This window comes from Desulfoscipio geothermicus DSM 3669 (genome assembly GCF_900115975.1).
GTDB classification, from domain to species: Bacteria; Bacillota; Desulfotomaculia; order Desulfotomaculales; family Desulfallaceae; genus Desulfoscipio; species Desulfoscipio geothermicus.
Window position 1 is genome coordinate 158,052 of sequence record NZ_FOYM01000001.1, and the last position, 23,935, is coordinate 181,986.

Here is a 23,935-nt window from a genome sequence, read left to right on the forward strand (position 1 = left end):
ATATTATCAAGCATTTGTTATATAATATTCTAAATGGCAATAATATTCATTTGTTAAAATATAAAATTTATCGACGAATTGATAAAGGTATAACCCGGGTGCACAGCGAAATTTGTTGAGTTAAATACAGTTACCGACGGAGGTTTGGAAATGCCCGCGGAAAAGATCGCCCTGATAACCGACAGCACCTGTGACCTGCCCGATGAAGTTTTGCAAAAGCTGAACGCCTGGATGCTGCCTTTAAAGGTTGTTTACAACGATAGATCCTATAACGACAGGGTGGAAATACAGCCCCAGGAAGTATACGATAAAATGCCCGGGGAAGTGCCCACCACTTCCATGCCTACTCCGGAAGATACCCGGTCTTTACTGGAAAAACTCTGTGCGGAAGGTTTTACCCACGCCGTGGCCATACACATTTCCAGCGGGCTCAGCGGAACTTACGAGAACGTAAAAATGGTCGCCCGGCAGTTTGGCAAAATGAAGGTGGAAGTAATTGATTCCAAGGCCCTTTCCCTGGCCCTGGGCTTTCTGGTTCAGGAAGCCGGCAAATGCATCCAAAACGGCCTAAATTTTGAAAAAGTGGTTTCCCGGATGAGAGAACTGCAGAAAAAAATCAAGGTTTATTTCGTAGTCAAAACCCTGGAATACCTGAAAAAAGGCGGGCGTATCGGTTACGTGGAAGGAACCGTGGGCCAGATACTTGATATCAAGCCCATCATTTCCATAAATGAGGAAGGTAAATACTACAGCGTCTGCAAAGTTAGAGGACGAAAAAAATCAATCTACAAATTGCTGGATATTTTGAAAGAACAGGCTGCCGGCAAGAATATTAAATTGGCCGTCGCCCACGGTGACGCCGGGGAAGAAGCGGAATCGTTGCTGCAAAATATATTAAATATGAAGGGGGTTAATATAAAGGAAAGCATGCTAACTCAACTGGGCCCCGTGATGGTGGTGCACACCGGGCCGGGCCTGATCGGCGTAGCTTTTTATGAGGTGTAACCGCTACCAATGCACCGAAAATTATACGGGGGTGCTTATGAAAATAATTGTTGACGCCGACGCGTGTCCGAAAAATGTGCTGCAAATATGCTCCCAAACAGCCCGGGAGTTTACCGTCCCCCTGCATACCGTAGCCAGTTTCAACCATAATATAGTTTCCGACCATCATACCACGGTGGGGAACGGGCCCCAGGAAACGGATCTGGCCGTCGTCAACATGACGGCCGGCGGCGATATAGTGGTCACCCAGGACTGGGGGCTGGCCGCCCTGGCGCTGGGCAAGGGTGCGGCGGCCATTTCCCCGGGCGGAAGAATTTTTAAGCAAGACACCATTGATTTTCTGCTGGAAGAGCGGGAAGTCAAGGCCCGGCTGCGCCGGGGCGGCGGTCGAACCAGGGGGCCGCGCAAACGCACGGCGCAGGACGACGGTCGTTTCGCCGCCGGCCTGCGCCGGTTGATCAAGGAGCGCCTGCACTCAACCCGCCCCGTATTGTAATGCCCGCATGATTTGTTTCTTTAATGCCAAAAACCGTTCTGTTGTAACCATTTCCACCTGCCGCGGCCTGGGCAAATCAATGTTGAGGTGCAGGCACACCCTGGCGGGGCGCGGCGTAAGCACGTACACCCGGTCAGCCAGGAATATGGCTTCGTCTATGTCATGCGTCACGAAAAGCACGGCCTGCCGGAAATTATCCCACACCTGGAGCAACCACTGCTGCATGCGGTTCCTGGTGATGGCGTCCAGCGCTCCGAAGGGCTCGTCCAACAGCAGCACCCGCCGGCGGGCCAGCACGGTGCGCATCAGGGCGGCCCGCTGCCGCATCCCGCCGGAAAGTTCCGCCGGGTAACTGTTTTCAAAACCTGACAGCCCAAACAGGGGCATCAGTTCCATCGCTTCCTTTTTCACCGCGCGGCTGTCTTCCCGGGTGGCCCGCCTGGCCAGGACAACATTATCCAGCACGGTGCGCCACGGCAGCAGCAGGTCCTTCTGGGGCATGTAGGATACCGCTTCCCCGGCCCGCACTCCGGCCCGCCCGCCCAGCAGCACCCGGCCCCGGTCGGGCTCGGTCAGCCCGCAAATAATGTTAAACAGGGTGCTTTTACCGCAGCCGCTGGGCCCGATGAGACTGACAAACTCCTTTTCCTCCACCTGCAGCGAAACGCCGTCCAGCACGGGCAGCGACACACCGTTCATCCTATATGATTTGGCTACGTCCTCCAACAAAATTTCCAACGTCATATTCTCTCCCGTTAGCCTCCCGGCGTAAATCCCCGATAAAAATCCCGGTATTTAATTTGGAAGAAATTGATTGGTGAAAGCCTTATCTGCCTCAATCATTCCGGGCAACAGCTTGTGGTCGTACATCCAGCGGGCGTAGCGTTCCCAAACCTCCGCCTTTTGCTCGCCCCAGCGGTCCGCGTCATCCCGGTAGCGGGGGCTCAGGTACCGCTGGCTGGCCAGCACCAGTTCCTCGTTTAACTCCGGCGCGTGTTTGAGCAGTATCCGGGCCGCTTCATCGGGATGCGCAATGGCAAACTCATATCCCCTGGTTGTGGCCCGCATGAATTTTTGCACCAGCTCCGGGTTTTCCTTTATCAGCTTTTCACCGGTGATCAAAACCGGCGTGTAATAATCCAGCGCCCGGTCCAATTCGCGCAGTTCGATATAGTTTAAATCCAGTCCCCTTTGCTCGGCCTCTATGCCGGTCCAGCCGTAATAAATCCAGGCAAAGTCCACGTCCCGCTCAATGGCGGTGAAAAAGTCGGACGTGCCGATATTCAATATTTCCACTTTGTTAAAATCTCCACCGTCGTTTTCCACCACCGCCTTCAGCACGGCTTCCTCGGTGGGCGAACCCCAGCCGCCGTAGCGCTTGCCTTCCATATCGCGGGGGCGGGTTATCCCCGCTTCCTTTTTGGAGGCAAATCCCGAAGTGTTGTGTTGAATCACCGCGGCTATGGATACCACCGGCACATCGCCGGCCCGGGCCTGGGTCACGTCTTCCTGGTACCCCACGCCGAATTGGGCCTGCCCGGTGGCCACCAGCTGCGTAGTGCCTCCCTGGGTGGGTTCCACAATTTCCACCTGCAGCCCCTCATCCTTATACCAGCCTTTCTCCAGCGCAACATAAAGACCGGTATGGTTGGTGTTGGGCACCCAGTCCAGCATCACGGTGACGGGCTGCAAATCCCGCTTTACCTCCTCGGGCGACCCGCCGCCGGACGCACAGCCCGCCAGCGCCACCAGGACCAGCATAAGAACCGCTGCCAAAATTTTTTTGCGCATTCAATCATTTCCCCTTTCGTTAAAATACCACGGCATGGCCAGCCGGGCAAAAAATTCAATCAAAGCGTAAATCAATAAACTGACCAGCGAAATAATAACAATAGCGGCAAAAACCCGGTCCAGCTGGTAAGCATGGGTGGCCCTGGTCATAAACACCCCCAGGCCGCTTCTGGCCCCCAGCCACTCGCCGATTACCGCGCCCATTACGGCATAGGTGCCCGCTATTTTGAGGCCGGCGAAAAAGGAGGGCATGGCGGCGGGAAACCGGACCAGCCTGATGATTTGCCAGCGGGAAAAACCCATCACCCGCAGCAGGTTGACCATGTCGGGGTCCGCGGCCTCCATGCCCTCCACCATGCTCACGGCTACGGGGAAAAAGCAGACCAGCGCCACCACGACCACCTTGGGCAAAATGCCCAGCCCGAACCAGATCATAAACAAAGGCGCGACGGAAATAATCGGCACGGTTTGCGATATGACCAGCAGCGGGTATATGCCCTGCCTGACCCAGGGGGAAAAATCCATCAGCGCCGCCAAGGCCAGCGCCACCAGCACAGCCGCCAAAAGGCCCGCTGCCGCCGCCAGCAAGGTGTTTTGGGAGTGCCGGGCCAACAGCGGCAGCATGTCCCACAGGGTTACGGCCACCCGTCCGGGCGCCGGAAGCAGCCACGGCTGGATGCCCGTCAGGCGCACGCCGGCCTCCCACGTTAACAGAAACGCCAGTATAAACCCCAACGGCGCCATTAATTTATTTCGCAGCATGCCTGTATTTGCCCACCTTCTCTTCCATGGTCACCCCTTGTGGAGCATAGTCTATTTTGACCAGCGTCATCACCCGCTTCGCTCCGGCATCAATACAGGCCTGCTGGGCCCGTTTGACTATTTCCAGCAGTTCATCCAGTTCGCCCTCCATGGTGGTTTCCATGGGGCCCACTTCGTACTTGACGCCCGATTGCTGTACAACCGCAATAGCCCGGTCCACTACGGGATAGGTGTCCCCGCCGGGCACCTGGGGCAGTACTTGAAAACTCACGTTTATAGTAGGCATTTATAATTCACCTCTATCTGAAGGTCTGATCAATAACAGCAGACCCGTCTTAATCGAAATCTCAGCCCTGCCGGCGGCCAGCCGGTTGCTGACACCGTACGGGTTGCCGATACAGAAAGTGGCGTCCTGCAAAGGCCAGCGGGCGCCGGTGACGTTAACCCCGGTGACTTGCTCGGTCAGGGGCAGCAGGGAAAACGCATCCCCGGGGTCCCCCGCCAGCACTACCCGTTGTCCGGGTGCCACCAGGGTGATCTCATTGTATTCATTCATAATCCGGGCCTTTACACCCCGGTCATGGGCCACCCGCAGCAAATGTACATTGGCCAGGGAGTGGTCAAACCGGGTGCCGATGGCCCCCAGGATGATAATTTCCTCCGGGCCGCCGGCCAGAGCTTCGGCCAGGGCCAGGGCGGTATCGGTATCATCCTTTTCAACGGAATACTCCTTGATAAGCGCCCCCTGCCCGGCAAACCGCTCCAGGTCCGCCCGGTCAATGGAATCCATGTCGCCGATGATCACATCGGGAACCAAACCCAGCGCGGCGGCGTATCCTGCTCCCCCGTCCACGCAAATAATGCGGTCGTCTTTTTTTATAACCCCGGCCAACCACTGAAAATTATCCACGGCGCCTCCGGTCAATATAGCGGTACGCATTCAATCACCTTCATTTCAAATTACTTCATTACTTTAATAAGCCGGCACATAATTATTTTACGCCGGGAAAAAATATTTACAAAGGAGGTGTCGCGTGTGCTGGGCATATTTAAAGCAATGAACGCCAACAAACCTCAATTGCGGGAATTTGACCCCGCCACCATTCAAAGAATCAAAGAAGGAGCTTACCTGGTAAAAATAATTTCCGAAACCCAGGTGGCCGCCCGCAAATGCGATTTTTATGCCGGCAACGCCGTTGACCAGGAAGTTAGAAATGCCTTTGCAGACGAGGCCAAGTTATTGAAACAAGGCCTTCGCCCCTTACAACAGTATTATGAAGCTATGACTATGGAGTGATAAACAGATGAAATTCACGGACATGGATATGCTGCAGGATTACGAAAAAGATGCCAGAATGGCGGCCATGGCCTACGCTATAATTGAAACGGAAATAATAGATCCCGATTTGCGCAAAATTATTGCTAAGGCAGCCGGCGCCGCAGCCAAATCGCAGCAAAAATTTGCGGATTTAATAATCAAAAAGGGAGACCGCCCGTAAATTGCGACATCAACGTAAAAAGCGCACCCCGGCAGGTAGGTGCGCATACATTTTGAATACCTTCCCTACGCGGGCATTACCCCGATCAGGTCCGTGGGTCAGGTGCTCGGCAGCCCTTTCTCAGCCCATGACATGAGCTCCCCATTTGGCAGGTTTATTTTACAATAAATAGATTATATAACCTACATAACATCAAGTCAATGCACCTTACGAAACTGACTTTTATTAACAAACGGCAGTGCTGTTTTTAAAATTTTCAAACTTTTGTCACTATTTGTCAAACCTTGACATCTTGCCTAAACCCAATTATATTTATTATTATATTTAGTTAAACTATAGCTTTTGATACATAATCCGTAATTTACTTATTATCAGATAATTAACCGGTAAAACAATAGCGAAATTCAAGCGTAATCACAGCGAAATTTTTTATACTAAATCAATCAACAAAGGGGTCCTGCACAATGCCGGCAATCAATTTAACTGCCAGTCTAAATGACAATTTTGATTTTATCATGCATGTCAGCAAGGAAAGCGGGCAGCCGGTGGAGCAATGTTACCAGTGCGGCAAGTGCACCGCCGGGTGTCCGATTGCCTTTGCCATGGATTTCTCTCCCCACCGCGTGCTCCGCATGGTTCAACTGGGCTTAAAGGAACGCGTGCTGCAAAGCCAAGCCATCTGGCTCTGCGCCTGTTGCTCCACATGCACCTCAAGGTGTCCCCGCAATGTCGACCTGGCGCAGGTCATGGATTGTTTGCGCGGCCTGGCCAGGCGGGAGGGCATCCCGCTGGAGGACCGGGCCAGGGACATCGCCATGTTTTACGATTGCTTTTTAAATACCGTAAAGGACAACGGCAAACTGTACGAGCTGGGCATGATGCTCAACTACAATTTAAAAACCCGGCAATTCTTCAAGAATGCCGATACCGGCCTGGCCATGTTTACCAGAAGCAAGATCAAATTCTTGCCCGCCAAAAACAAGAATCACCGGGACGTAAGGCAGATTTTCCAGCGGGTTAAGGAATTGGAGGAGAAAACCAAATGAAATACGCTTATTTTCCGGGGTGCTGTGATCATACCAGCGCCAGGGAGTACGACATATCAACCAGGGCGGTTTGCCGGGAACTGGGTATTGAACTGGTGGAAATACCCGACTGGAACTGCTGTGGTTCAACACCCGGCCACAGCACCAGCCATTTGCTGGGTGTGGCCCTGGCGGCCCGCAACCTGGCCCTGGTGGCGGAAATGGGGCTGGAAGAATGCACCGCTTCCTGCGCGGCCTGCTACCAGCGCCTGGCCATGGCCAATGTGGAAATGCAAAGCAATAAAAAGCTCTGCGATAAGGTCAATTGGGTGACAGGCAAGCCGTATCACGGCGGCGTCCGGGTTAAATCAATACTCGAAATAATTTCCGGTTTACAACCGGAGCAGATATCAAGCCGGCTGGTCAAACCGCTTGATAATTTAAAAACGGCGGTATATTACGGCTGCCTGATGGTCAGACCCAAAGCGGTGCAGGTAGATGACCCTGAAAACCCCCTGGTAATGGACCACCTGCTGCAGGCCGCCGGAGCCGAAACCATTGATTGGTGCAGCAAAACCGAATGCTGCGGCGCGTCCCTGGCCATATCCAACGAGGACGTAGTTTTAAAACTGACCGGCAAAATACTTGCCGAAGCCACCCGGGCCGGAGCCGACTGCATTGTCACGGCCTGTCCCTTGTGTCACTTCAATCTGGACATGCGCCAGAAAAAGATTAACCAGGTTTTCGGCACCGGTTACCGGCTGCCCGTGTTTTATTTCACTCAGTTGATCGGATTGGCCATCGGGATTTCACCAGATGATTTGAGCTTTAACACCCATTTTGTAGATACGCGCAAAGTACTTGAATTGGTTGGTTAATAGACAGTAATAGGAGCGATGCATATGCGGATCGGAGTTTTCGTTTGCTGGTGCGGGTCAAACATCGGCGGGGTCGTGGACGTACCCCGGGTGGCCGTGGAAGCCGCCCGTTTCCCCCATGTCGCACACAGCGTAGATTACAAATATACCTGTTCCGAGCCGGGGCAAAAAATGATCGTCGACGCCATCAAAGAACATAAACTGGACCGGGTGGTGGTGGCATCCTGCTCACCCCGCCTGCATGAGCCCACCTTTCGCCAGACCATCGCCCGGGCGGGGTTAAACCCTTATTTGCTGGAAATGGTCAACATTCGCGAACAATGCTCCTGGGTGCATGCCAAGGAGCCCGATAAAGCCACCGCCAAAGCCATTGACCTGGTAAGAATGGCCGTTGCCAAAGCGGCCCTTTTGGAACCCCTTTTTGAGGGCGCCATTCCCGTAACTAAAAAGGCGCTGGTGGTCGGCGGCGGCATTGCCGGCATCCAGGCGGCGCTGGACATCGCGGATGCCGGGCACAAGGTAATCCTGGTGGAAAGGGAACCGACCATCGGCGGCAAAATGGTCATGCTGGATAAAACTTTTCCCACCCTGGACTGCTCGGCATGTATCAGCACGCCCAAGATGGTGGCGGTGGCGCAGCACCCCAACATCGAGCTTGTGACTTATGCCGAAGTTACCGCGGTAAGCGGGTATATCGGCAACTTTTCGGTGACGATCAAACAAAAAGCCCGTTATGTCGATCATGCCAGCTGCACCGGGTGCGGCACCTGCTGGGAAAAATGCCCGAAAAAAGTGCCCGGCGAGTTCAATCAATATTTAGACAACCGCAAGGCCATATACATTCCCTTCCCACAGGCGGTCCCCAACAAACCTTGCATAGACGCGGCCAATTGCCGCCTTTTGAACGGGCAAAAGTGCGGTGTTTGCGCCAAAGTATGCCCCGCGGGGGCAATCGATTATGAACAAAAAGATGAATACCGGCAGGTGGAAGTAGGCGCCATCGTCATGGCTACGGGTTATGACCTTTTTAACTGGGCACAGGCCTACGGCGAATACGGTTACGGAAAATTTCCCGACGTGATCACGGGCTTGCAATTTGAGCGCCTGGTCAACGCCTCCGGCCCCACCGGCGGGAAAATTGTCCGGCCCTCCGATGGCAAGGAACCCCAAAACGTAGTCTTTATCAAGTGCGTGGGCTCCCGGGACGAAGCCAAGGGCAAAGCTTACTGTTCAAGGGCCTGCTGCCTGTATACCGCCAAGCATGCCCACCAAGTCCTGGAGAAAATTCCGGGCTCCCGGGCTTTTGTGTTTTACATGGATGTCCGGACGCCGGGCAAAGCATACGAAGAATTTTACCAGCGCACCGTCAATGAGGGGGCCCGGTACATCCGGGGACGGGTATCCAAGATCTCCCGGCTGGGCGACAAATTGTTGGTAAGGGGTGCGGACACCCTGCTGGGCAGCCAGGTGGAAATTGAAGCGGACCTGGTTGTCCTGGCCACAGCGATGGTACCGGCTGAAAATTCCCGGGAACTTGCCAGAACAATAGGTTTTACCACGGATCAAGACGGCTTTTTCCAGGAGGCCCACCCCAAACTTCGCCCGGTGGAGGCCAACACGGCGGGAATCTTTTTGGCCGGCACCTGCCAGGGCCCCAAGGATATTCCAGATACTGTGGCCCAGGCCAGCGCGGCGGCGGTTAAAGTCTGCGCATTGTTTGCCAAACAGGAAATCGCCACCAACCCCATGATTGCGGAGGTTAACGAGACGCACTGCCAGGGCTGCCTGTTGTGCCGGGATGTATGTCCGTTTAAAGCCATTGAAGCAAAAACAATTTCCGACAAAGCACACGGTACGGTCAAAACGCGCCCGGTGGCCCGGGTAAACGCCGGTCTGTGCCAGGGTTGCGGCAGCTGTACGGCATCCTGCCGCTCGGGAGCGATTGATTTAAAAGGCTTCTCCAATGAGCAAATAGCCTCCGCGGTCAAGGCATTTCTTTGCTGTTAAACTTTTTAAGGTCACCCGGTTGCGAGGACAAACCCCGGCCGGGTGGCCTTCATTCATCTGAAAACTTATAATACCAACACGCCCGGTTTTATTGACTTGATGTATTATTATCATGTGCCGGTATTAGTTCTTTCTCAAGCCCGTAAAGCAAAAACCGTATTTTTTTAATCTCCACCGCCTGTTCAACAGAAAAAATTTTTCCGTATTCCTCCAGCACCCTGGCCGCTTCCTGGGCCCTTTTAAAGTTGGCCGTCAGTATTTCGCCATGCGTCCGGCGGGTCATTTCCGAATCGGTATTTAACCCGGCACCCACGTCCCCGGCACTATCCCTGGACTTCAACAAAGCCATGTACCCGCCGGGCAGTTCGTTGACCAAGTTCTCCAGGGTATGCCTGGCATCTTTCAAAACCAGTGTCGATTCCCTGTCATCGTTAATAAACCGTATGGTATCTTCAATCACCCGCAGGCCCTCCCGCAACCGGTTCAGGTTGGCGTCAATGATCCGCAGCACCCCGTCCAAGTAAAATTCCTCCTCACAACATTGCCGGTATGGAATTTTTAACCCCGCAGCACCCGGTTCATATTCCGCACCGCGCACATCTTGCCGCACATGGTGCAGGAATCTTCGTGTTCGGGCTGTGATTCGGCCCGGTACCTTTTGGCTTTATCCGGGTCGACAGCCAGCCGGAACATTTCGGGCCAATCCAGATTGCGCCTGGCCTCGCTCATGTCATCGTCCCACTGTCTGGCTCCGGTTACCCCCTTGGCTATATCCGCCGCGTGGGCGGCGATCCGGGACGCTATAATCCCCTCTTTCATGTCTTCCAGCGTGGGCAGGCGGAGGTGTTCGGCCGGTGTTACGTAACAGAGGAAATCCGCCCCCGCGGCGGCGGCGACGGCCCCGCCGATGGCACTGGTGATGTGGTCATAACCCGGCGCAACATCCGTGACCAGCGGGCCGAGCACGTAAAACGGGGCGCCGTGGCACAACTTCTTTTCCATCACCATGTTGGCCGTAATTTCATTCAGGGGCATATGGCCGGGCCCTTCGATCATCACCTGTACATCGCGTTCCCAGGCCCGGCGGGTCAACTCGCCCAGGATAATCAGCTCATGCACCTGGGACGCGTCGGTGGCATCCTTGAGACTCCCCGGGCGACAGGCATCACCCAGGCTGACGGTCACGTCGTAGCGGCGGCATATCTCCAGCAAATCGTCGTAATACTCGTAGAAAGGATTTTCCCGGTCATTCAATTCCATCCAAGTATATAACAGGGAACCACCCCGGGAAACAATGTTGGTCAGGCGTGGATTTTTTTTGAAGGTAACCGCCGTTTCACGGTTAATACCGGCGTGGATGGTCATGAAGTCCACCCCGTCCCGGGCGTGGGTCTCCACCACGTCCAGAAATTCCTGCGCTGTAATTTCCTCCAACTCCTTATCGTAATAGCCCACGGCATCATAAACCGGCACAGTACCGATGGGCACCGGCGATATTTCCACCAGGCGTCGCCTGAATTCAGCGGTTTTGCCGTAACAGCTCAAATCCATGATGGCGTCGGCCTGCAGTTCCACGGCATAACGGGCTTTGGCCATCTCGGACTCCACATTGCAACAATCCTGGGAAACACCCAGATTGACATTTATTTTGGTCCTAAGTCCCCGGCCGATGCCGCAGGGTTCCAGGGAGACGTGGTTCTTGTTGGCCGGGATGACCACCTTGCCTTCGGCCACCAATTGCTGCAATGCAGCCACATCCATGTTTTCCTTGCGGGCCACCGTTTCCAGTTCCCGGGTTATAACGCCCTTGCGGGCGGCATCCATTTGAGTGGTAAAATTCAATTTTTGTCCTCCTTCCGGCCCATGGCGGTCCTTAAAGCATGTATTTTGGCCGCAATATCAGCGGCCCCGACAATTTCCGTCACCAGAGCTATACAGCGAGCACCCCGCCGGGCCACCTCGTTTATGTTATGTTCCTTGATGCCCCCGATAGCCACAAACGGCAATTGGATGTTGTTCACTACAAAATCAAGATACTCGAATCCCACCGGGGCGCAGACGTCCTTCTTTGTTTTGGTGGCAAAAACGGGCCCCACGCCGATATAGTCCACGCCGCTTTTTTCAGCGGCCCGGGCCTGGGCGGGGGAATGGGTGGACAGGCCGATTATCATTTCGTCCCCCACCAGCCGGCGAATTTGTTCCGGCGGCAGATCGTCCTGGCCGATGTGCACGCCGTCCGCGCCCACCAATACGGCTAAATCCACATGGTCGTTGACAATAAAGGTAACCCCGGCTTCCCGGGTCATTTCCCGGATTTGCAGGCATTCGCGGTATTTTTCCCGCAAGGTTTTTTCTTTTTCCCGGTACTGGATTACCTTGATCCCGGCAGCGATCATTTGCCGGACCACTTCGATGTTGTTTCTGCCCCGGGAGTATTCCTCGGCGGTAATACCGTAAATGTCCGCCTGCAGCAGCCCGGCCAATCCGGGTTTACATGTCATGGCCGCCACCACCTGTCTTATAAAATAGCATCCTCAGCTTCGCCAAGTCCCGTTACCGGCGCTCCGATGCATCACTTGCGGGGACCACCGGACCCATATCTATTTTCAGTCTTCTGCCAGCCGAATTAGCACAATATGAACCACTATCCCCAAAACGCAGTGGTTAAATAGTTTGCCAGTCCTTGTAAACGGGCTGGTAGCCGTGGCTGTAAATCACCCGGGCCATGGTCGCCACGTCCCGCTCGTCCGATATTTCAAACTGCCCGGTTGACTTATCGGCGCCGCTTCGCCCGCCCACCGCCGTGCAGGAACCCGCAGACATCCTGGTGGTCCCCAGTTTAATCAAATACTCCCGCAGTTCCGGCCTTTCCCGGGTAGAAATGCTAATCCCTCCCCGGGGCACGAACAGCCGAAAGGCCAGCATATATTGTACCAAGTTTTTGTCGTTTACCATCACCCTCGGGGCTGCGCCCCCGGGGTACGGGCGCATGCGCGGCGGGGAAATGCTGACTTCCACGTCGGGATAGCTGTTTTGCAAATAGTTGGCATGCAGGCCGGTGAAAAAAGCCTCGGTGCGCCAGTCATACAATCCGAGCAGTGCGCCGACGTTTACCGACCTGATGCCCGCCCGGCAGGCCCGCTCCGGGGCATCCAGCCGGAAACGGTAATCCCGCTTCGGCCCGGCCGGGTGCACCTCGCTGTAAACCTGCTCATCATACACTTCCTGGTAGATAGTCAGGCCGTCCACCCCCGCGAAAACCAGTTCGGCGTACTCCGCCTCTTCCAGGGGGTAAATTTCAATGCCGATGGAAGTAAAATATTTTTTCAGTATCTCCACGCATTCCTTAATGTAACTTACCGGTGAGTGCTTCCGGGATTCTCCCGTGAGGATTAAAATGTGCTTCAAGCCCGTGCCTGCGATAACCCTTGCCTCGGATTCCAATTCATCAAGGGATAGTTTTTTCCTGGCAAATTTGTTTTGCACCCGAAAACCGCAATACACACAGCTGTTTATGCAGTAGTCGGCCAGATACAGTGGGGTGTAGAGCAAGATCACCCGCCCGAAATGTTGTATCGTAAGGCGGTGAGCTTTCTGCGCCATCTCTTCCAGGCACTTCTCGGCCCGGGGCGACAGCAGGGCCAGGTAGTCCAGTTCAGACAGGCGGTTTTTGTTTATAATTCTCCGGATGTCTTGGTCAGTCAGCCGGTTGAAAAAAGAGGCATAATCAAAATCCTTAAAACGCTGGTATTGTTTGTAAAAACTCATCGGGGTCAGGCCTTTCTTAATTGAAATTAAAAATAGTTAATCTTCGTCCCGCAAAAAGCCGGTCAGCGGTGAGGATGCCCTGGCGTACCGCTGCACCTCGCCGGGGCCGGCCAGGAATGCGGCCCGCCCCGCTTCCACGGCCCGGCCGAAGGCCCGGGCCATGGCCACCGGGTCGCCGGCCGTGGCAATGGCGGTATTCACCAGCACCGCAGCGGCGCCCATCTCCATGGCTTCCGCCGCCTGGGAGGGACGCCCGATTCCGGCATCCACGATGACAGGGAGGGAAATTTCTTCGATCAATATCCTGATCAGTTCCCTGGTTTGCAAACCTCTGTTGCTCCCAATGGGCGCACCCAGGGGCATCACCGCCGCCGCGCCCACCTCTGCCAGCTTCCTGGCCACCATCAGGTCCGGGCTCACATACGGCAGCACTACAAAACCATCAGCAGCCAGTTCTTCGGTGGCCTTAATGGTTTCATAATTGTCGGGCAGCAAATACCGGTTATCCGCAATAACTTCTATTTTTACCCAGTTGCCGCAGCCCGCAGCCCGGGCCATCCTAGCTATCCGCACCGCTTCCCGGGCGTTGCGGGCCCCGGAAGTGTTGGGCATCAGGATACAGCCCTTAGGAACAAAATTAACAATGTTTTCTTCCGGAAATTCAGGGTCCACACGCCGCAGGGCAATTGTGACCACCTGGGCCCCCGAGGCCGTTACCGCCTCGGGAATCATTTTATTGTTAGGGAATTTCCCGGTTCCCAAGAAAAGACGGCTGAATAGTTTCTGGCCGCCGATTATCAATGGGTCAGACATTGCATTAACCTCCTCCAACTAATTGAAAGATTTCTATCTTGTCCTCATTTTTAAGCTGAATTTCAGGCCAACTATCCTTTTGAACAATTTGATTATTATACTCTACAATAACGTAATTCGAGTTTAACTTTTTCAACACTACCAGATCAGCAATACTGGAACCTTCAACAAAATCAGCTATTTTGCCGTTTAAAAAAATTTTCATTATCTCACCTCCCTTCTATAAATATAAAATTAAAGCGCGCACCCCATAGGCTAGGTGCGCGCTAATCTTTACCTTACCTACGCAGGCATTACCCTGATCAGGTTTAAGGGTCAGGTGCTTGTTAGCCCTTTCTCAGCCCATAACATGAGCTCCCCCAGAAACAATAATGAACACACTTTTTGTCGTTGTTAACTTTATACAATTATAGCAGAAAAAAAGCTTTTTTTCTACTAAATGTTTCTAGAATTTTCAATCAGTTATTGTGTTAATTCCTTGCTTTGTGCTAAAAATCGCTTTGCTTATTAACATTAGTAAAAACCATAGCCCAATACCAACCATTAGAGTTGCATATAAGGTAACCAGCCCGTGATAATAATACCAGAAAAGTAGATAAACCATGGCCAATACAATGGACATAATCATCAAAGGAAAGGCTATTTTCATAAAACCAATAAAAGAAATAGGGCTACCTCTCTTCTCTGCCATACCAATAACTACCACGTTAGCCGAAGCGCCAATAATTGTACCGTTACCTCCAAGGCACGCACCCAGCGATAATGACCACCACAGCAGATCCAGGTTCGCCATCCCGCCCAGGCGGCCCATATCTTGAATGAGGGGAATCATGGTAGCCACAAAGGGGATATTATCCACAAAAGCCGAAGCCAGTGCAGCAATCCATAAAATAAGCATAGCAGCTGGTATTGGCTCCCCCTGGGTAACATCTAAAGAAAAACGGGCAACTGCCTCAATGACACCTACTTTTTCCAGCGCGCCTACCACCACAAAAAGACCGGCAAAGAAAAAGATTACTGGCCATTCCACCGCATGCAGGGCATGTTCGGGATCCTCCCGGGTGATTAGTAAAAGGAGGCTGGCGCATGATAGGGCAACGACAGATGATTCCAAATGCAAGTATTGGTGCAGTACAAATCCCGTAATGGTAATGAACAGCACTATCAGGCACTTTTTTAACAAAATCGGGTTTTTAATTTCATCCTTTTCATTCATCTGCATGATTTTAGCCTTTAATTCTATACGGGCTTTCATTTGCCGGCGGTAAATAATGCGCAGGCAGAAAATAGTTAAAATATAAATTACCACAATTGCCGGAGTAAGGTTGATAACAAAATCCATAAATCCCAGGTGAGTCTGGCTGCCGATCATAATGTTGGGAGGATCGCCGATCAATGTGGCCGTGCCACCTATATTCGATGCGATTATTTCACTAATTAAAAAGGGGATAGGACTGATTTGCAACCTGCTGGCAATGGCAAAGGTAACTGGAACAATTAATAGTACAGTTGTTACATTATCCAATAAAGCAGAGAGTAATGCGGTTACCAGAGAAAGAGCTGCCAATATCTGCACGGGCTCACCTTTAGCTTGACGAGCCGCCTTGATAGCCAGATATTCAAAGACTCCAGTCTGGCGGGTGATCCCAACAATGATCATCATCCCTACTAAAAGCCCAATGGTATTAAAGTCAATCGCGTGAACTGCTTCTTCGGGTTTAATGATGCCGCTTAATGCCAACAAAGCTGCTCCTACTAAAGCGGCCACCGTTCTATGAATCTTTTCCGAAACAATAATAGCGTAGGTAAGTAAGAAAATTGATGTAGCAAAAATCACCTGGGTCTGTTCGGACATGATCAATCCCTCCAATAAACACCCCAAATAAAATAATAATTTTTAGTCGTAATTCTGTTATAGAAATAACAGTATAGATATGAACACTATTGTCCCTTAAATTCAGGTTTGCGTTTTGATAAAAAGGCGGATATACCCTCTTCTTTATCTTTGGTTGCAAAAACAATCGCAAATAAATCAGCCTCATGAGCCAAGGCTTTTTCTAAATCCATCTCTAACCCATCATTTATTGCTTCTTTAGTCAGCTGCACGGCTATAGGTCCTCTAGAGGCAATTACGGAAGCCATCTTTTTGCAATAATTCATTAATTCTCCCGGCTCAACCACATGATTAACCAAACCAAACTTACATGCAGCCTCAGCATCATAAACATTTGCAGTTAGCAAAATTTCCTTGGCTAGACCCGGGTTTACAAGCCTTGTTAAACGTTGAGTACCTCCAAAACCCGCAATTAACCCTAAATTTACTTCTGGTTGCCCAAATTTAGCATTGCTACTCGCTATTCTAATATCACAGGCCATGGCCAACTCGCACCCGCCTCCCAGTGCATAGCCATTTATTGCAGCAATAACAGGCTTAGGAAAATTTTCAATCTTACTTAATACAGATTGGCCATACCGGGCGAATTTTTTCGCTTCCAGTGGGGTAAGGTTCTGCATATAAGCTATATCCGCACCGGCAACAAAAGATTTTTCGCCTGCACCTGTTAATATAATCACCTTGATACCATTTTCGTTTTCTAATTGCGAAATAGCATTCCCTAACTCCATAACAGTTTCATAATTTAAAGCGTTTAAAACCTTTGGCCGGTTAATTGTGATAATTGCAATGTTATCTTCCTTTTCGATAATGATGTTTTTCCAATCCATAACGATGCCTCCTTAATTTAACAATTTATTCCACTTTAATTAGAACAGCGTCCCCCTGAGCCGCACCGCTGCATATAGCCGCGACGCCCAATCCACCCCCGCGACGGCGCAATTCATAGGCCAGCGCCATAAGAATCCTAGCCCCGCTGGCACCGATGGGGTGTCCATAAGCAACTGCTCCCCCGTTAACGTTTACTTTATTGCTGTCCCAGTTGCAAATCTTACCACTAACCAGGGTAACTGCCGCAAAAGCCTCATTAACTTCAAATAAATCTATCTGATTAATGTTTAGATGCTCTTTTTGTAATAATTTATTGATTGATAATCCTGGAACTGTAGCAATATAAGAGGCTTCCTGTGATACAGATGCATGGCCTAGAATTGTAGCTAATGGCTTGAGGCCTAATTCCTTTGCTGTTTCTTCAGACATTATAACCAGTGCTCCTGCACCATCATTTATGCCTGGAGCATTACCCGCAGTAACAGTATTTTCGGGATCAAACACAGGTGGTAGCTTGCGTAACTTTTCCATGCTAGTGTCTCTTCTAGGTCCCTCATCAGTATCCACTACCAGTGGATCACCTTTCTTTTGGGGAATGGGTACTGATATTATCTCTTCCTTTAATTTACCGGAATCAATAGCTTTTATTGCAAATTCATGGCTTCGAAGGGCCCACTCGTCTTGCTCCTCACGGCTGACCCCATACTCTTTAGCAACTACCCCACCATGAATGCCCATATGTCTGTTGTAAAAAGCGCACCATAGTCCGTCATGTACCATCAGATCCACAAGCTTGCCATCCCCCATACGTAACCCCCAACGGCAATTTCCAAAATAAGGTGCATTACTCATGCTTTCCATACCGCCGGCGACAATAATATCTGCATCTCCACACCTAATCATCTGGTCGCCCATAGTTACGGAGCGTAAACCCGATGCACAAACTTTGTTTAGGGTTTCCGAGGGCACTTCCCAAGGCATACCGGCTTCGCGTGTAGCTTGGCGAGAAGGGATTTGCCCACATCCCCCTTGAAGGACTTGCCCCATAATTACGTTGTCAACTATTGCACCGTTTCCAAGCCCGGCCCTGTTTAATGCTTCCTTAATAACAATACCACCTAATTTTGTTGCCTTAATGCTGGATAGCTTACCACCTAGCTTTCCAAAAGGCGTCCTGACAGCACTTACTATTACCGTTTTCATTAAATACCTCCTCTAAAATAAATAAAATTTAAGTTTTATAAAATTTAAAATTTTTTGTAATTTGAGGCCTCACCTTTATTTAAAGACGAGGCCTCAAATTTACATAATTGCCGATATAAATGCTCCTGCCGCTACCGCCGTACCGATGACTCCCGCAACGTTAGGACCCATAGCATGCATCAAAAGGTAATTTTGCGGGTTTGCTTCCGTACCCATAACGTGTACAACCCTGGCGGCCATTGGAACAGCAGAAACACCAGCTGCACCAATTAACGGATTAACTTTTTCTTTGGCAAAAAGGTTCATTACTTTTGCAAATACTACTCCACCGGCAGTAGCAAAAGCAAAAGCAACTACCCCGAGTATAAATACATAAATCGTTTGAGCCCGCAGAAAGTTTTCCGCTGACATAGTAGCCCCCACACCGATGCCAAGGAAAATGGTAACTATATTCATTAACGCATTACGCGATACATCAGTTAACCTGTCCACAACACCGCATTCCATAAAAAGGTTACCCAGCATAAACATGGCAATTAACGGTGCGGATTGGGGAACTAATAATATGATTACTATGCTCGCTGAAATAGGATAGATAATTTTTTCTGTCTTACTCACGGGACGCATTTGTTTCATGATAATTTGCCGCTCTTTCTTGGTGGTCAATGCTTTAGCAATGGGTGGTATGATAATAGGTACCAAAGCCATGTAAGAGTATGCAGCTACAGAAACCGCACCTAACAAATGCGGTGCCAAATTTGAGGATAAGAAGATGGAGGTAGGCCCGTCTGCCCCCCCTATAATGCCGATGGAAGCGGCTTCAGGTACGCTAAACCCCAAAAGAAGGGCAGAAAAAAACGCCATATATACACCTATTTGAGCCGCCGCACCCAGGAAAAAAGTTTTCGGGTTGGCTATTACAGGGCCAAAATCCGTCATAGCACCCAGCCCTAAAAAAATAAGCGGTGGAATTAACTCCGTTTCAATGCCATAGTGAAAAAATATATAGAATAATCCACCCTCTTCCATTAAGCCCGCTAATGGAAAATTTGCTGCAAAAACACCAAAACCAATAGGTATAAGCAATAAAGGTTCTACGCCCTTCTTAATAGCCAGGTAAAATAAAATAAATGAAATCATCCACATAATTACCTGGCCAATTTCAATGTGGAACAAGCCAATATTCATAAAATTTTCTAAAAACTGTTCCCACATAAGTAATTTCCCCTTTCCCGGGTTAAAACTATACTAAAGTAACAATCGGCGTATCTGGATCAACAACAGCACCAGGCGATGACAAAATTTCTTTTATCTCACCATCTGAAGGAGCAAATATTTTTATAATCATTTTCATAGCTTCCAAAGTAGCCAAGGTATCATTTTCATTAACTTTATCACCAACATTTACATCGATAGAAACCAATTTTCCCACCATTGGCGCTTTAACTTGCATAATATTTTATTACCTCCTCTTTATTTTTCTAATTGCACCTTATCTTTTTGTTTATTCGTAGTTTTATTTAATAAGGTACCAGTTAAATTTACCACTAAACTTAGAACACCTAATACTATAAAAACAGACACAATACCCGTAATCGCTACCGACAAAGCAGCATCCCAATCAACCACCTATACCCCCCCATTCATTAGTTAATAATGACATACATTTAAAAGATAGTCTTGCTAATTATTAATCTAAGTAAACATCACTCCTTTATTACCGTATATTTAAGAAAGAAGAACCTCTTCTTTTAGAATTGGGAGAAATTCACCCGCCGGTAAAAGGCTTTATGGAACTTAACGGCACTGGTTTTACAGCCTGGTTGTAGAGCACAGCCCTTCGATAATAAGCAATATTAATTGCCATAACCCATTGTTTTTCTTCGTCAGTAACCGGCCGTATAATTTTAGCAGGTACCCCCATAGCCACAACGTTAGGGGGAATTTCAAACCTCTCAGGAACAAGGGACCCTGCTCTGATTATAGCTCCTTCCCCGATATGAGCACCGTTTAATATAACAGCTCCCATGCCTATAAAAGCGTTAGTTTCAATCTTGCATCCATGTAATACAGCATTATGACCGACGCTGACGAAATCTCCAACCTCTACATCCATTTGTGCTGGTTTTTCTGCGCCATGCAATACGCTTCCATCTTGAATATTTGTATTATAACCTACCTTAATATTTGCAACATCGCCACGTAAAACGCAATTATACCAAATACTAGCTCCTTCTGATATGTTAACTCTGCCTATGATAAGTGCGCTAGGTGCAATAAAAGTATTTAAGGCAATTTCAGGTTTATGTGGACCAAAGGAATAACATGTCAATTAGATTCACCCCGAAAACATTAGCTCAATAAAATTTTGATAAGTACGGATAAAGTAATAAAACTAAATATAGTTGTTACCAAAATAATGTTTGAAACAACGTCAGGCTCTCCTTTAAACTCTATGGCCAAAAGTATGTTATTTACCGCTGTAGGCATTGCTGACTCTACCAGCAAAACCTTGCAGGTAATGGCATCTTGTGTTTTAAAAAGAAAATATAAAATTAGAAATGCTAAAAAAGGCGAAATTATTAATCTAAAAAAAGTTACCCCAAAGACTAAATTTATAAAATTAAGTTCTTTTTTACCTGCCAGCTGAGCACCTAGCAGCACCAGCATAACAGGGATTGCTCCCTGACCTAAAAGATCCGCTGTGGAAATTAATGATTTAGGTAAATGCCAACCTGTCACCCTTAATATGATGGCTAGCGCCACTGCAAATATAGTAGGCAAATAAACAATCTTTTTAAAAGCTTTTAACCAACTCGCAGCAGCCTGTGCCCCCCAAAAAACCCCTAATGTATTAAATAAAACTAATTGCATTACAACAAAAATAATCGCCCGCTCCACACCTGCTTCGCCAAAAGCAAAAAGTACTACCGGCAAACCATAATTTGCGCTGTTCATAAAAACCGCACTTAATATTGCGGATGTCTTAATTTCACGCGCATAGCAAGTAAGGTAAAGTACTACGGCCATTATTGCAATACCCAAAACAAAATGTAATACCGTAAAGGAAATAATCTGCCATGTTTCTGAAGAAGTTAATTGGACTTTGATTAATAAACTAAATGTTAAACATGGCCCGAGTATATAAAGGACAAGTTGTGAAAGTGTTTTTACTTCCAGCCGCAGCACTCTTCCTGAAATAACACCCACGGATATACAAAGCAATATAGGCAACAAAATATTTGCCATATTCATACATCTAATAAATATAAATTAATTTTGTTTATTTTTTAACTTTTCAACATATATAGCGCAATCCGGGCAAACAATTTCACATATTGTACAGGCAGTGCATTCTTTTTCACCATGCCCGGGCTCAACACTCGGCGTGCCATAAACCCCTAATACTTGAGACCAACCAAGATTATTGACAGGGCACTTTTCAATGCATAAACCACAACCTTTGCATAGCCCAGGGAAAATATGAAATGCGGCTTTGCCATTTTCTATCCTAATATAATTCGTGTTCACCTACTAAAGTCACCCCTTCCCGCCAAAACTTATATTACTTTTTCAACAAGTTCCATACCCCGTTGTAATGCCTTATAATTTAATTCACGCAAGTTTGAGTCTTGTTCAAATTTGTGACCCAATTTCTTTTCCAGAGCATTTTTGGCATCTTGTTCACTAATTACCCCAGTTGCTTTAACTACCGCACCCAGGATAACCACGTTAAAGACACGCGGATGCAGCTCTGTTTTGGAAATTTCAACCGCCGGGATGCCCAAAACATATTTAGCGTTTTGCGGAAGATATTCAACGTTGGTTATACTTTTGTCATAGACAAAGATAGTATTTTGATCAACATACTGCTTGGTCCTGATTATAGCTCTTTCACTCAGAGCAATTACAATATCACCTTTTTGAAATTTCGGGGCTCTAATTTGGTCGCTTGAAATTTGCACAAAAGCGATGGAAACGCCGCCGCGTTGTTCCACACCAAAGTTAGGTATATATAAAGCCTCCCGGCCATCTTCGTGAGCCGCCTCTGTGATTATCTCAGCTACAGCTTGCACGCCTTGACCGCCTTCACCTGCCAGAGCAATTTTAATCAGGTTACTCATGATTGTTCCCCCTTCGCTGCAGGTGTTTTAAATTCCCCTACTTTGAAAAATTTCGTCATCTCTTCCTCTAAATATTTCCATGTGCCCTTTGCATCCGTACGCCAGTTGGTTGGGCATGTGGATAAAACCTCTACGAAGGAGAAGCCGTTGCCATCTATTTGATTTTGTAATGCCTTTTTAAAAAATCCCTTTAGCTGGCGCATATTTGCAACCGTTCCACGCGCAGCATATGCCTCATCTCTTGCTATGGCCGCTACCATTTCCGGCCCCTGGGTGGGGTAACCGGTTTCTTCAATACTTCTACCATAAGGACTTGTTTCAGTCTTTTGATTAGGTAAAGTGGTCGGTGCCATTTGCCCGCCAGTCATACCATAGTTTGTATTATTGACGAGTATGGCAGTAATTTTTTCATTTCTTGTTGCTGCGTTTACTAAATGCTGAGAACCAATTGCATAACCCCCACCATCACCCATGTAGGCAATACCTATTAGATCGGGGTTTGCTCGTTTTAAACCCGTAATAACCGGCGTTGTACGCCCGTGGTGTGTTTGCACTATATCAACGTCAAAAAAATCCCATGCCAGCAAAGAACAGCCAATATCACAACCAAAAACAACCTTATCCTGAATACCCAGCTCATCAATGGCCATGCCTAAAGCCTTGAGGGCCAATCCATGACCGCATCCGGGACAAAACTTATGGGGCTTACTTTCCTTGCGCCAGCATTTTGGCATTTTAGGTTCAACTGACATTAAAGTGCCCCCCCTTCAATAAAGTTTTAACTCGTTCAACAATTTCTTCTGAAATTATACCTACCCCGGGTTTTGATAGATTTTCTATAGGAGTAGCGCAACCATAAATAGCATCTTTAACTAATTTAGCTAATTGACCTAATGCGGATTCCACGACTATTAGCATTTTAGCTTGCCTGGCCCTGTTAAATAATTGTTTTGCTGGAAATGGCCGTAGTGTAATGGGGCGGAAATAACCTACCTTGTATCCTTGCTCCCGCAATTCCAACATAGCTCCATAAGCAGCTCTGCTAACAACTCCATGAGATATTATAATTATTTCGGCATCGTTTATGTTTTGCTCATCGTATTCAATAATTTCAGGGGCAAATTTCTCATAGTCTTGCGCAATGGACATAATTACATCATATAACTCTTCTTCAGTATTATAAGTGTTTCTAATATGAGTAGGAGAGCGGTCTATACCCGGCACACCTGGTTTCCCCAAAATTGGTTCAACAGGCACCATGTCAATGCCCCTGTCTTTGGGATCATACATAGTTAAAGACTCTCTCATCTTGGCCTGATATCCATCCGCCAAAACAAACGTGGGAAAACGATATTTCCATGCGGTATTAAATGCTTTAATGGTATAGTCAAACAAGTCCTGGTGGGTTGCAGTGGAATATACTACACGCAAACCTTCGCCATTTCCACCATAGCATGTTAGATTAGTTTCCTGCTGAGAATAAATTACTGTTGCTGTTGACGGACCGCCTCGCTGTTGTATCACAATTACCATTGGTAAGCGCATCATCTCAGCCATAGACACAGGTTCTTGCATCAAAGTGTTTCCCGGCCCGGCAGTACCTGTAAAAGCTCTTTTTCCCGCCAAAACCCCACCTATCGTGGTGAATCCCGCAGAAAGTTCATCCTCAGTTTGTAGAAACTTTTTTCCGGCTTTTGGTGCCATTCTAGTCCAGTAGTGCATTATTTCGTTCTGGGGTGTAATAGGGTAACCATACATAATATCTGCCTTAGCAGCAATTGCAGCCCAGGCGATTACCTCATTTCCGGTCATAAATACTTTTTTTTCTCCTTGGAGTAA

The 23,935-nt window shown here is 48.9% G+C and carries 30 protein-coding genes and 2 riboswitches; of the genes, 7 read left to right on the top strand and 23 right to left on the bottom strand.

Going from position 1 to position 23,935, the window contains the following annotated elements:
• The first annotated feature begins 150 nt into the window (after positions 1-150).
• Complete coding sequence (locus BM299_RS00725) at positions 151-1,005, top strand: DegV family protein (protein ID WP_092481544.1); 855 nt, start codon at positions 151-153, stop codon at positions 1,003-1,005.
• Positions 1,006-1,042: 37 nt separating this feature from the next.
• Entirely contained in the window at positions 1,043-1,501 is a 459-nt protein-coding gene (locus tag BM299_RS00730; RefSeq protein WP_092481545.1) for a DUF188 domain-containing protein, read from the top strand.
• On the opposite strand, the gene BM299_RS00735 is transcribed toward BM299_RS00730, so the two are convergent.
• From BM299_RS00735 to BM299_RS00755, 5 genes are read right to left on the bottom strand one after another with little or no spacing between them, the layout of a single operon-like run.
• Complete coding sequence (locus BM299_RS00735) at positions 1,481-2,245, bottom strand: ABC transporter ATP-binding protein (protein WP_092481546.1); 765 nt, start codon at positions 2,243-2,245, stop codon at positions 1,481-1,483. The genes BM299_RS00730 and BM299_RS00735 overlap by 21 nt on opposite strands.
• 51 nt (positions 2,246-2,296) lie before the next feature.
• Complete coding sequence (locus BM299_RS00740) at positions 2,297-3,292, bottom strand: ABC transporter substrate-binding protein (protein ID WP_092481547.1); 996 nt, start codon at positions 3,290-3,292, stop codon at positions 2,297-2,299.
• Positions 3,293-4,054, bottom strand: coding sequence for an ABC transporter permease (locus tag BM299_RS00745; protein WP_092481548.1), 762 nt, complete (start codon positions 4,052-4,054; stop codon positions 3,293-3,295). It abuts the gene before it with no gap.
• The gene (locus BM299_RS00750; RefSeq protein ID WP_092481549.1) at positions 4,041-4,340 is read right to left on the bottom strand and encodes a thiamine-binding protein; all 300 of its coding nucleotides are present in this window, start codon (positions 4,338-4,340) and stop codon (positions 4,041-4,043) included. Before BM299_RS00750 ends, BM299_RS00745 begins: the two co-directional genes overlap by 14 nt.
• Positions 4,341-4,994, bottom strand: a complete 654-nt coding sequence (locus BM299_RS00755) for a thiamine diphosphokinase (protein WP_092481550.1) — start codon at positions 4,992-4,994, stop codon at positions 4,341-4,343.
• Between the two features lie 96 nt (positions 4,995-5,090).
• Between BM299_RS00755 and BM299_RS00760 the strand changes: the two genes are divergently transcribed.
• The 5 genes from BM299_RS00760 to BM299_RS00780 all read left to right on the top strand — a co-directional run bounded on the left by BM299_RS00760 (position 5,091) and on the right by BM299_RS00780 (position 9,463).
• Entirely contained in the window at positions 5,091-5,351 is a 261-nt protein-coding gene (locus BM299_RS00760; protein ID WP_245779582.1) for a hypothetical protein, read from the top strand.
• A 7-nt stretch (positions 5,352-5,358) separates the two neighbouring features.
• The gene (locus BM299_RS00765) at positions 5,359-5,553 is read left to right on the top strand and encodes a spore coat protein (protein WP_092481551.1); all 195 of its coding nucleotides are present in this window, start codon (positions 5,359-5,361) and stop codon (positions 5,551-5,553) included.
• 47 nt (positions 5,554-5,600) lie between these two features.
• Positions 5,601-5,707: riboswitch (TPP riboswitch) on the bottom strand.
• A 310-nt stretch (positions 5,708-6,017) separates the two neighbouring features.
• Positions 6,018-6,599, top strand: a complete 582-nt coding sequence (locus tag BM299_RS00770) for a 4Fe-4S dicluster domain-containing protein (RefSeq protein ID WP_092481552.1) — start codon at positions 6,018-6,020, stop codon at positions 6,597-6,599.
• On the top strand, positions 6,596-7,456 hold the full coding sequence (locus BM299_RS00775) for a CoB--CoM heterodisulfide reductase iron-sulfur subunit B family protein (RefSeq protein WP_092481553.1): 861 nt from the start codon (positions 6,596-6,598) through the stop codon (positions 7,454-7,456). Before BM299_RS00770 ends, BM299_RS00775 begins: the two co-directional genes overlap by 4 nt.
• Positions 7,457-7,480: 24 nt before the next feature.
• Positions 7,481-9,463, top strand: coding sequence for a CoB--CoM heterodisulfide reductase iron-sulfur subunit A family protein (locus BM299_RS00780; protein ID WP_092481554.1), 1,983 nt, complete (start codon positions 7,481-7,483; stop codon positions 9,461-9,463).
• 88 nt (positions 9,464-9,551) lie between these two features.
• On the opposite strand, the gene BM299_RS00785 is transcribed toward BM299_RS00780, so the two are convergent.
• From BM299_RS00785 to BM299_RS00870, 18 genes are all read right to left on the bottom strand, one after another.
• On the bottom strand, positions 9,552-9,974 hold the full coding sequence (locus BM299_RS00785; RefSeq protein WP_245779597.1) for a hypothetical protein: 423 nt from the start codon (positions 9,972-9,974) through the stop codon (positions 9,552-9,554).
• 47 nt (positions 9,975-10,021) lie between these two features.
• Complete coding sequence (thiC, locus tag BM299_RS00790; protein WP_092481556.1) at positions 10,022-11,305, bottom strand: phosphomethylpyrimidine synthase ThiC; 1,284 nt, start codon at positions 11,303-11,305, stop codon at positions 10,022-10,024.
• Positions 11,302-11,964, bottom strand: a complete 663-nt coding sequence (gene thiE, locus BM299_RS00795) for a thiamine phosphate synthase (protein WP_092481557.1) — start codon at positions 11,962-11,964, stop codon at positions 11,302-11,304. Before thiE ends, thiC begins: the two co-directional genes overlap by 4 nt.
• A 163-nt stretch (positions 11,965-12,127) precedes the next feature.
• Positions 12,128-13,231 carry a 2-iminoacetate synthase ThiH gene (gene thiH / locus BM299_RS00800; RefSeq protein ID WP_092481558.1) on the bottom strand — a complete coding sequence of 368 codons (1,104 nt, stop codon included), beginning with the start codon at positions 13,229-13,231 and terminating at the stop codon, positions 12,128-12,130.
• Between the two features lie 36 nt (positions 13,232-13,267).
• Positions 13,268-14,044: a thiazole synthase gene (locus BM299_RS00805; protein WP_092481559.1), complete on the bottom strand. Its 777-nt coding sequence runs from the start codon at positions 14,042-14,044 to the stop codon at positions 13,268-13,270.
• 4 nt (positions 14,045-14,048) lie between these two features.
• Positions 14,049-14,249: a sulfur carrier protein ThiS gene (thiS, locus tag BM299_RS00810; RefSeq protein ID WP_092481560.1), complete on the bottom strand. Its 201-nt coding sequence runs from the start codon at positions 14,247-14,249 to the stop codon at positions 14,049-14,051.
• A 57-nt stretch (positions 14,250-14,306) separates the two neighbouring features.
• Positions 14,307-14,415, bottom strand: a riboswitch (TPP riboswitch).
• A gap of 83 nt (positions 14,416-14,498) precedes the next feature.
• Complete coding sequence (locus BM299_RS00815) at positions 14,499-15,899, bottom strand: ArsB/NhaD family transporter (RefSeq protein ID WP_092481561.1); 1,401 nt, start codon at positions 15,897-15,899, stop codon at positions 14,499-14,501.
• A gap of 86 nt (positions 15,900-15,985) precedes the next feature.
• Entirely contained in the window at positions 15,986-16,768 is a 783-nt protein-coding gene (locus BM299_RS00820; protein WP_092481562.1) for an enoyl-CoA hydratase-related protein, read from the bottom strand.
• Between the two features lie 25 nt (positions 16,769-16,793).
• Complete coding sequence (locus BM299_RS00825) at positions 16,794-17,972, bottom strand: acetyl-CoA C-acetyltransferase (protein ID WP_092481563.1); 1,179 nt, start codon at positions 17,970-17,972, stop codon at positions 16,794-16,796.
• Positions 17,973-18,071: 99 nt separating this feature from the next.
• The gene (locus tag BM299_RS00830) at positions 18,072-19,187 is read right to left on the bottom strand and encodes a sodium ion-translocating decarboxylase subunit beta (protein ID WP_092481564.1); all 1,116 of its coding nucleotides are present in this window, start codon (positions 19,185-19,187) and stop codon (positions 18,072-18,074) included.
• Positions 19,188-19,215: 28 nt separating this feature from the next.
• Complete coding sequence (locus tag BM299_RS00835; RefSeq protein ID WP_092481565.1) at positions 19,216-19,425, bottom strand: acyl-CoA carboxylase biotin carboxyl carrier protein subunit; 210 nt, start codon at positions 19,423-19,425, stop codon at positions 19,216-19,218.
• Positions 19,426-19,445: 20 nt separating this feature from the next.
• Positions 19,446-19,601: an OadG family protein gene (locus BM299_RS00840; RefSeq protein WP_092481566.1), complete on the bottom strand. Its 156-nt coding sequence runs from the start codon at positions 19,599-19,601 to the stop codon at positions 19,446-19,448.
• A 139-nt stretch (positions 19,602-19,740) separates the two neighbouring features.
• Positions 19,741-20,304: a gamma carbonic anhydrase family protein gene (locus BM299_RS00845; protein ID WP_092481567.1), complete on the bottom strand. Its 564-nt coding sequence runs from the start codon at positions 20,302-20,304 to the stop codon at positions 19,741-19,743.
• Between the two features lie 20 nt (positions 20,305-20,324).
• A complete protein-coding gene (locus tag BM299_RS00850) occupies positions 20,325-21,221 on the bottom strand; it encodes an AEC family transporter (RefSeq protein ID WP_165608113.1) in 897 nt (298 codons plus the stop codon).
• 24 nt (positions 21,222-21,245) lie between these two features.
• Positions 21,246-21,503, bottom strand: coding sequence for a 4Fe-4S dicluster domain-containing protein (locus BM299_RS00855; protein WP_092481569.1), 258 nt, complete (start codon positions 21,501-21,503; stop codon positions 21,246-21,248).
• Positions 21,504-21,532: 29 nt separating this feature from the next.
• Complete coding sequence (locus BM299_RS00860; protein ID WP_092481570.1) at positions 21,533-22,096, bottom strand: 2-oxoacid:ferredoxin oxidoreductase subunit gamma family protein; 564 nt, start codon at positions 22,094-22,096, stop codon at positions 21,533-21,535.
• On the bottom strand, positions 22,093-22,848 hold the full coding sequence (locus tag BM299_RS00865; protein WP_092481571.1) for a thiamine pyrophosphate-dependent enzyme: 756 nt from the start codon (positions 22,846-22,848) through the stop codon (positions 22,093-22,095). Before BM299_RS00865 ends, BM299_RS00860 begins: the two co-directional genes overlap by 4 nt.
• Positions 22,838-23,908 (bottom strand): ferredoxin oxidoreductase, encoded by a 1,071-nt coding sequence (locus BM299_RS00870; protein ID WP_092481674.1) that lies wholly within the window; start codon positions 23,906-23,908, stop codon positions 22,838-22,840. Before BM299_RS00870 ends, BM299_RS00865 begins: the two co-directional genes overlap by 11 nt.
• Between the last annotated feature and the right edge of the window lie 27 nt (positions 23,909-23,935).

What these genes read in the sequence shown, in the direction of transcription:
- BM299_RS00770 (WP_092481552.1), top strand. Translation starts at nt 6,018, where the DNA reads ATGCCGGCAATCAATTTAACTGCCAGTCTAAATGACAATTTTGATTTT.
- BM299_RS00735 (WP_092481546.1), bottom strand. Translation starts at nt 2,245, where the DNA reads ATGACGTTGGAAATTTTGTTGGAGGACGTAGCCAAATCATATAGGATG.
- BM299_RS00805 (WP_092481559.1), bottom strand. Translation starts at nt 14,044, where the DNA reads ATGTCTGACCCATTGATAATCGGCGGCCAGAAACTATTCAGCCGTCTT.
- thiS (WP_092481560.1), bottom strand. Translation starts at nt 14,249, where the DNA reads ATGAAAATTTTTTTAAACGGCAAAATAGCTGATTTTGTTGAAGGTTCC.
- BM299_RS00730 (WP_092481545.1), top strand. Translation starts at nt 1,043, where the DNA reads ATGAAAATAATTGTTGACGCCGACGCGTGTCCGAAAAATGTGCTGCAA.
- BM299_RS00870 (WP_092481674.1), bottom strand. Translation starts at nt 23,908, where the DNA reads ATGACCGGAAATGAGGTAATCGCCTGGGCTGCAATTGCTGCTAAGGCA.
- BM299_RS00830 (WP_092481564.1), bottom strand. Translation starts at nt 19,187, where the DNA reads ATGTGGGAACAGTTTTTAGAAAATTTTATGAATATTGGCTTGTTCCAC.
- BM299_RS00825 (WP_092481563.1), bottom strand. Translation starts at nt 17,972, where the DNA reads ATGAAAACGGTAATAGTAAGTGCTGTCAGGACGCCTTTTGGAAAGCTA.
- BM299_RS00775 (WP_092481553.1), top strand. Translation starts at nt 6,596, where the DNA reads ATGAAATACGCTTATTTTCCGGGGTGCTGTGATCATACCAGCGCCAGG.
- thiH (WP_092481558.1), bottom strand. Translation starts at nt 13,231, where the DNA reads ATGAGTTTTTACAAACAATACCAGCGTTTTAAGGATTTTGATTATGCC.
- thiE (WP_092481557.1), bottom strand. Translation starts at nt 11,964, where the DNA reads ATGACATGTAAACCCGGATTGGCCGGGCTGCTGCAGGCGGACATTTAC.
- BM299_RS00865 (WP_092481571.1), bottom strand. Translation starts at nt 22,848, where the DNA reads ATGTCAGTTGAACCTAAAATGCCAAAATGCTGGCGCAAGGAAAGTAAG.
- BM299_RS00765 (WP_092481551.1), top strand. Translation starts at nt 5,359, where the DNA reads ATGAAATTCACGGACATGGATATGCTGCAGGATTACGAAAAAGATGCC.
- BM299_RS00740 (WP_092481547.1), bottom strand. Translation starts at nt 3,292, where the DNA reads ATGCGCAAAAAAATTTTGGCAGCGGTTCTTATGCTGGTCCTGGTGGCG.
- BM299_RS00725 (WP_092481544.1), top strand. Translation starts at nt 151, where the DNA reads ATGCCCGCGGAAAAGATCGCCCTGATAACCGACAGCACCTGTGACCTG.
- BM299_RS00835 (WP_092481565.1), bottom strand. Translation starts at nt 19,425, where the DNA reads ATGCAAGTTAAAGCGCCAATGGTGGGAAAATTGGTTTCTATCGATGTA.
- BM299_RS00815 (WP_092481561.1), bottom strand. Translation starts at nt 15,899, where the DNA reads ATGTCCGAACAGACCCAGGTGATTTTTGCTACATCAATTTTCTTACTT.
- BM299_RS00850 (WP_165608113.1), bottom strand. Translation starts at nt 21,221, where the DNA reads ATGGCAAATATTTTGTTGCCTATATTGCTTTGTATATCCGTGGGTGTT.
- BM299_RS00780 (WP_092481554.1), top strand. Translation starts at nt 7,481, where the DNA reads ATGCGGATCGGAGTTTTCGTTTGCTGGTGCGGGTCAAACATCGGCGGG.
- BM299_RS00745 (WP_092481548.1), bottom strand. Translation starts at nt 4,054, where the DNA reads ATGCTGCGAAATAAATTAATGGCGCCGTTGGGGTTTATACTGGCGTTT.
- BM299_RS00820 (WP_092481562.1), bottom strand. Translation starts at nt 16,768, where the DNA reads ATGGATTGGAAAAACATCATTATCGAAAAGGAAGATAACATTGCAATT.
- BM299_RS00860 (WP_092481570.1), bottom strand. Translation starts at nt 22,096, where the DNA reads ATGAGTAACCTGATTAAAATTGCTCTGGCAGGTGAAGGCGGTCAAGGC.
- BM299_RS00755 (WP_092481550.1), bottom strand. Translation starts at nt 4,994, where the DNA reads ATGCGTACCGCTATATTGACCGGAGGCGCCGTGGATAATTTTCAGTGG.
- BM299_RS00750 (WP_092481549.1), bottom strand. Translation starts at nt 4,340, where the DNA reads ATGCCTACTATAAACGTGAGTTTTCAAGTACTGCCCCAGGTGCCCGGC.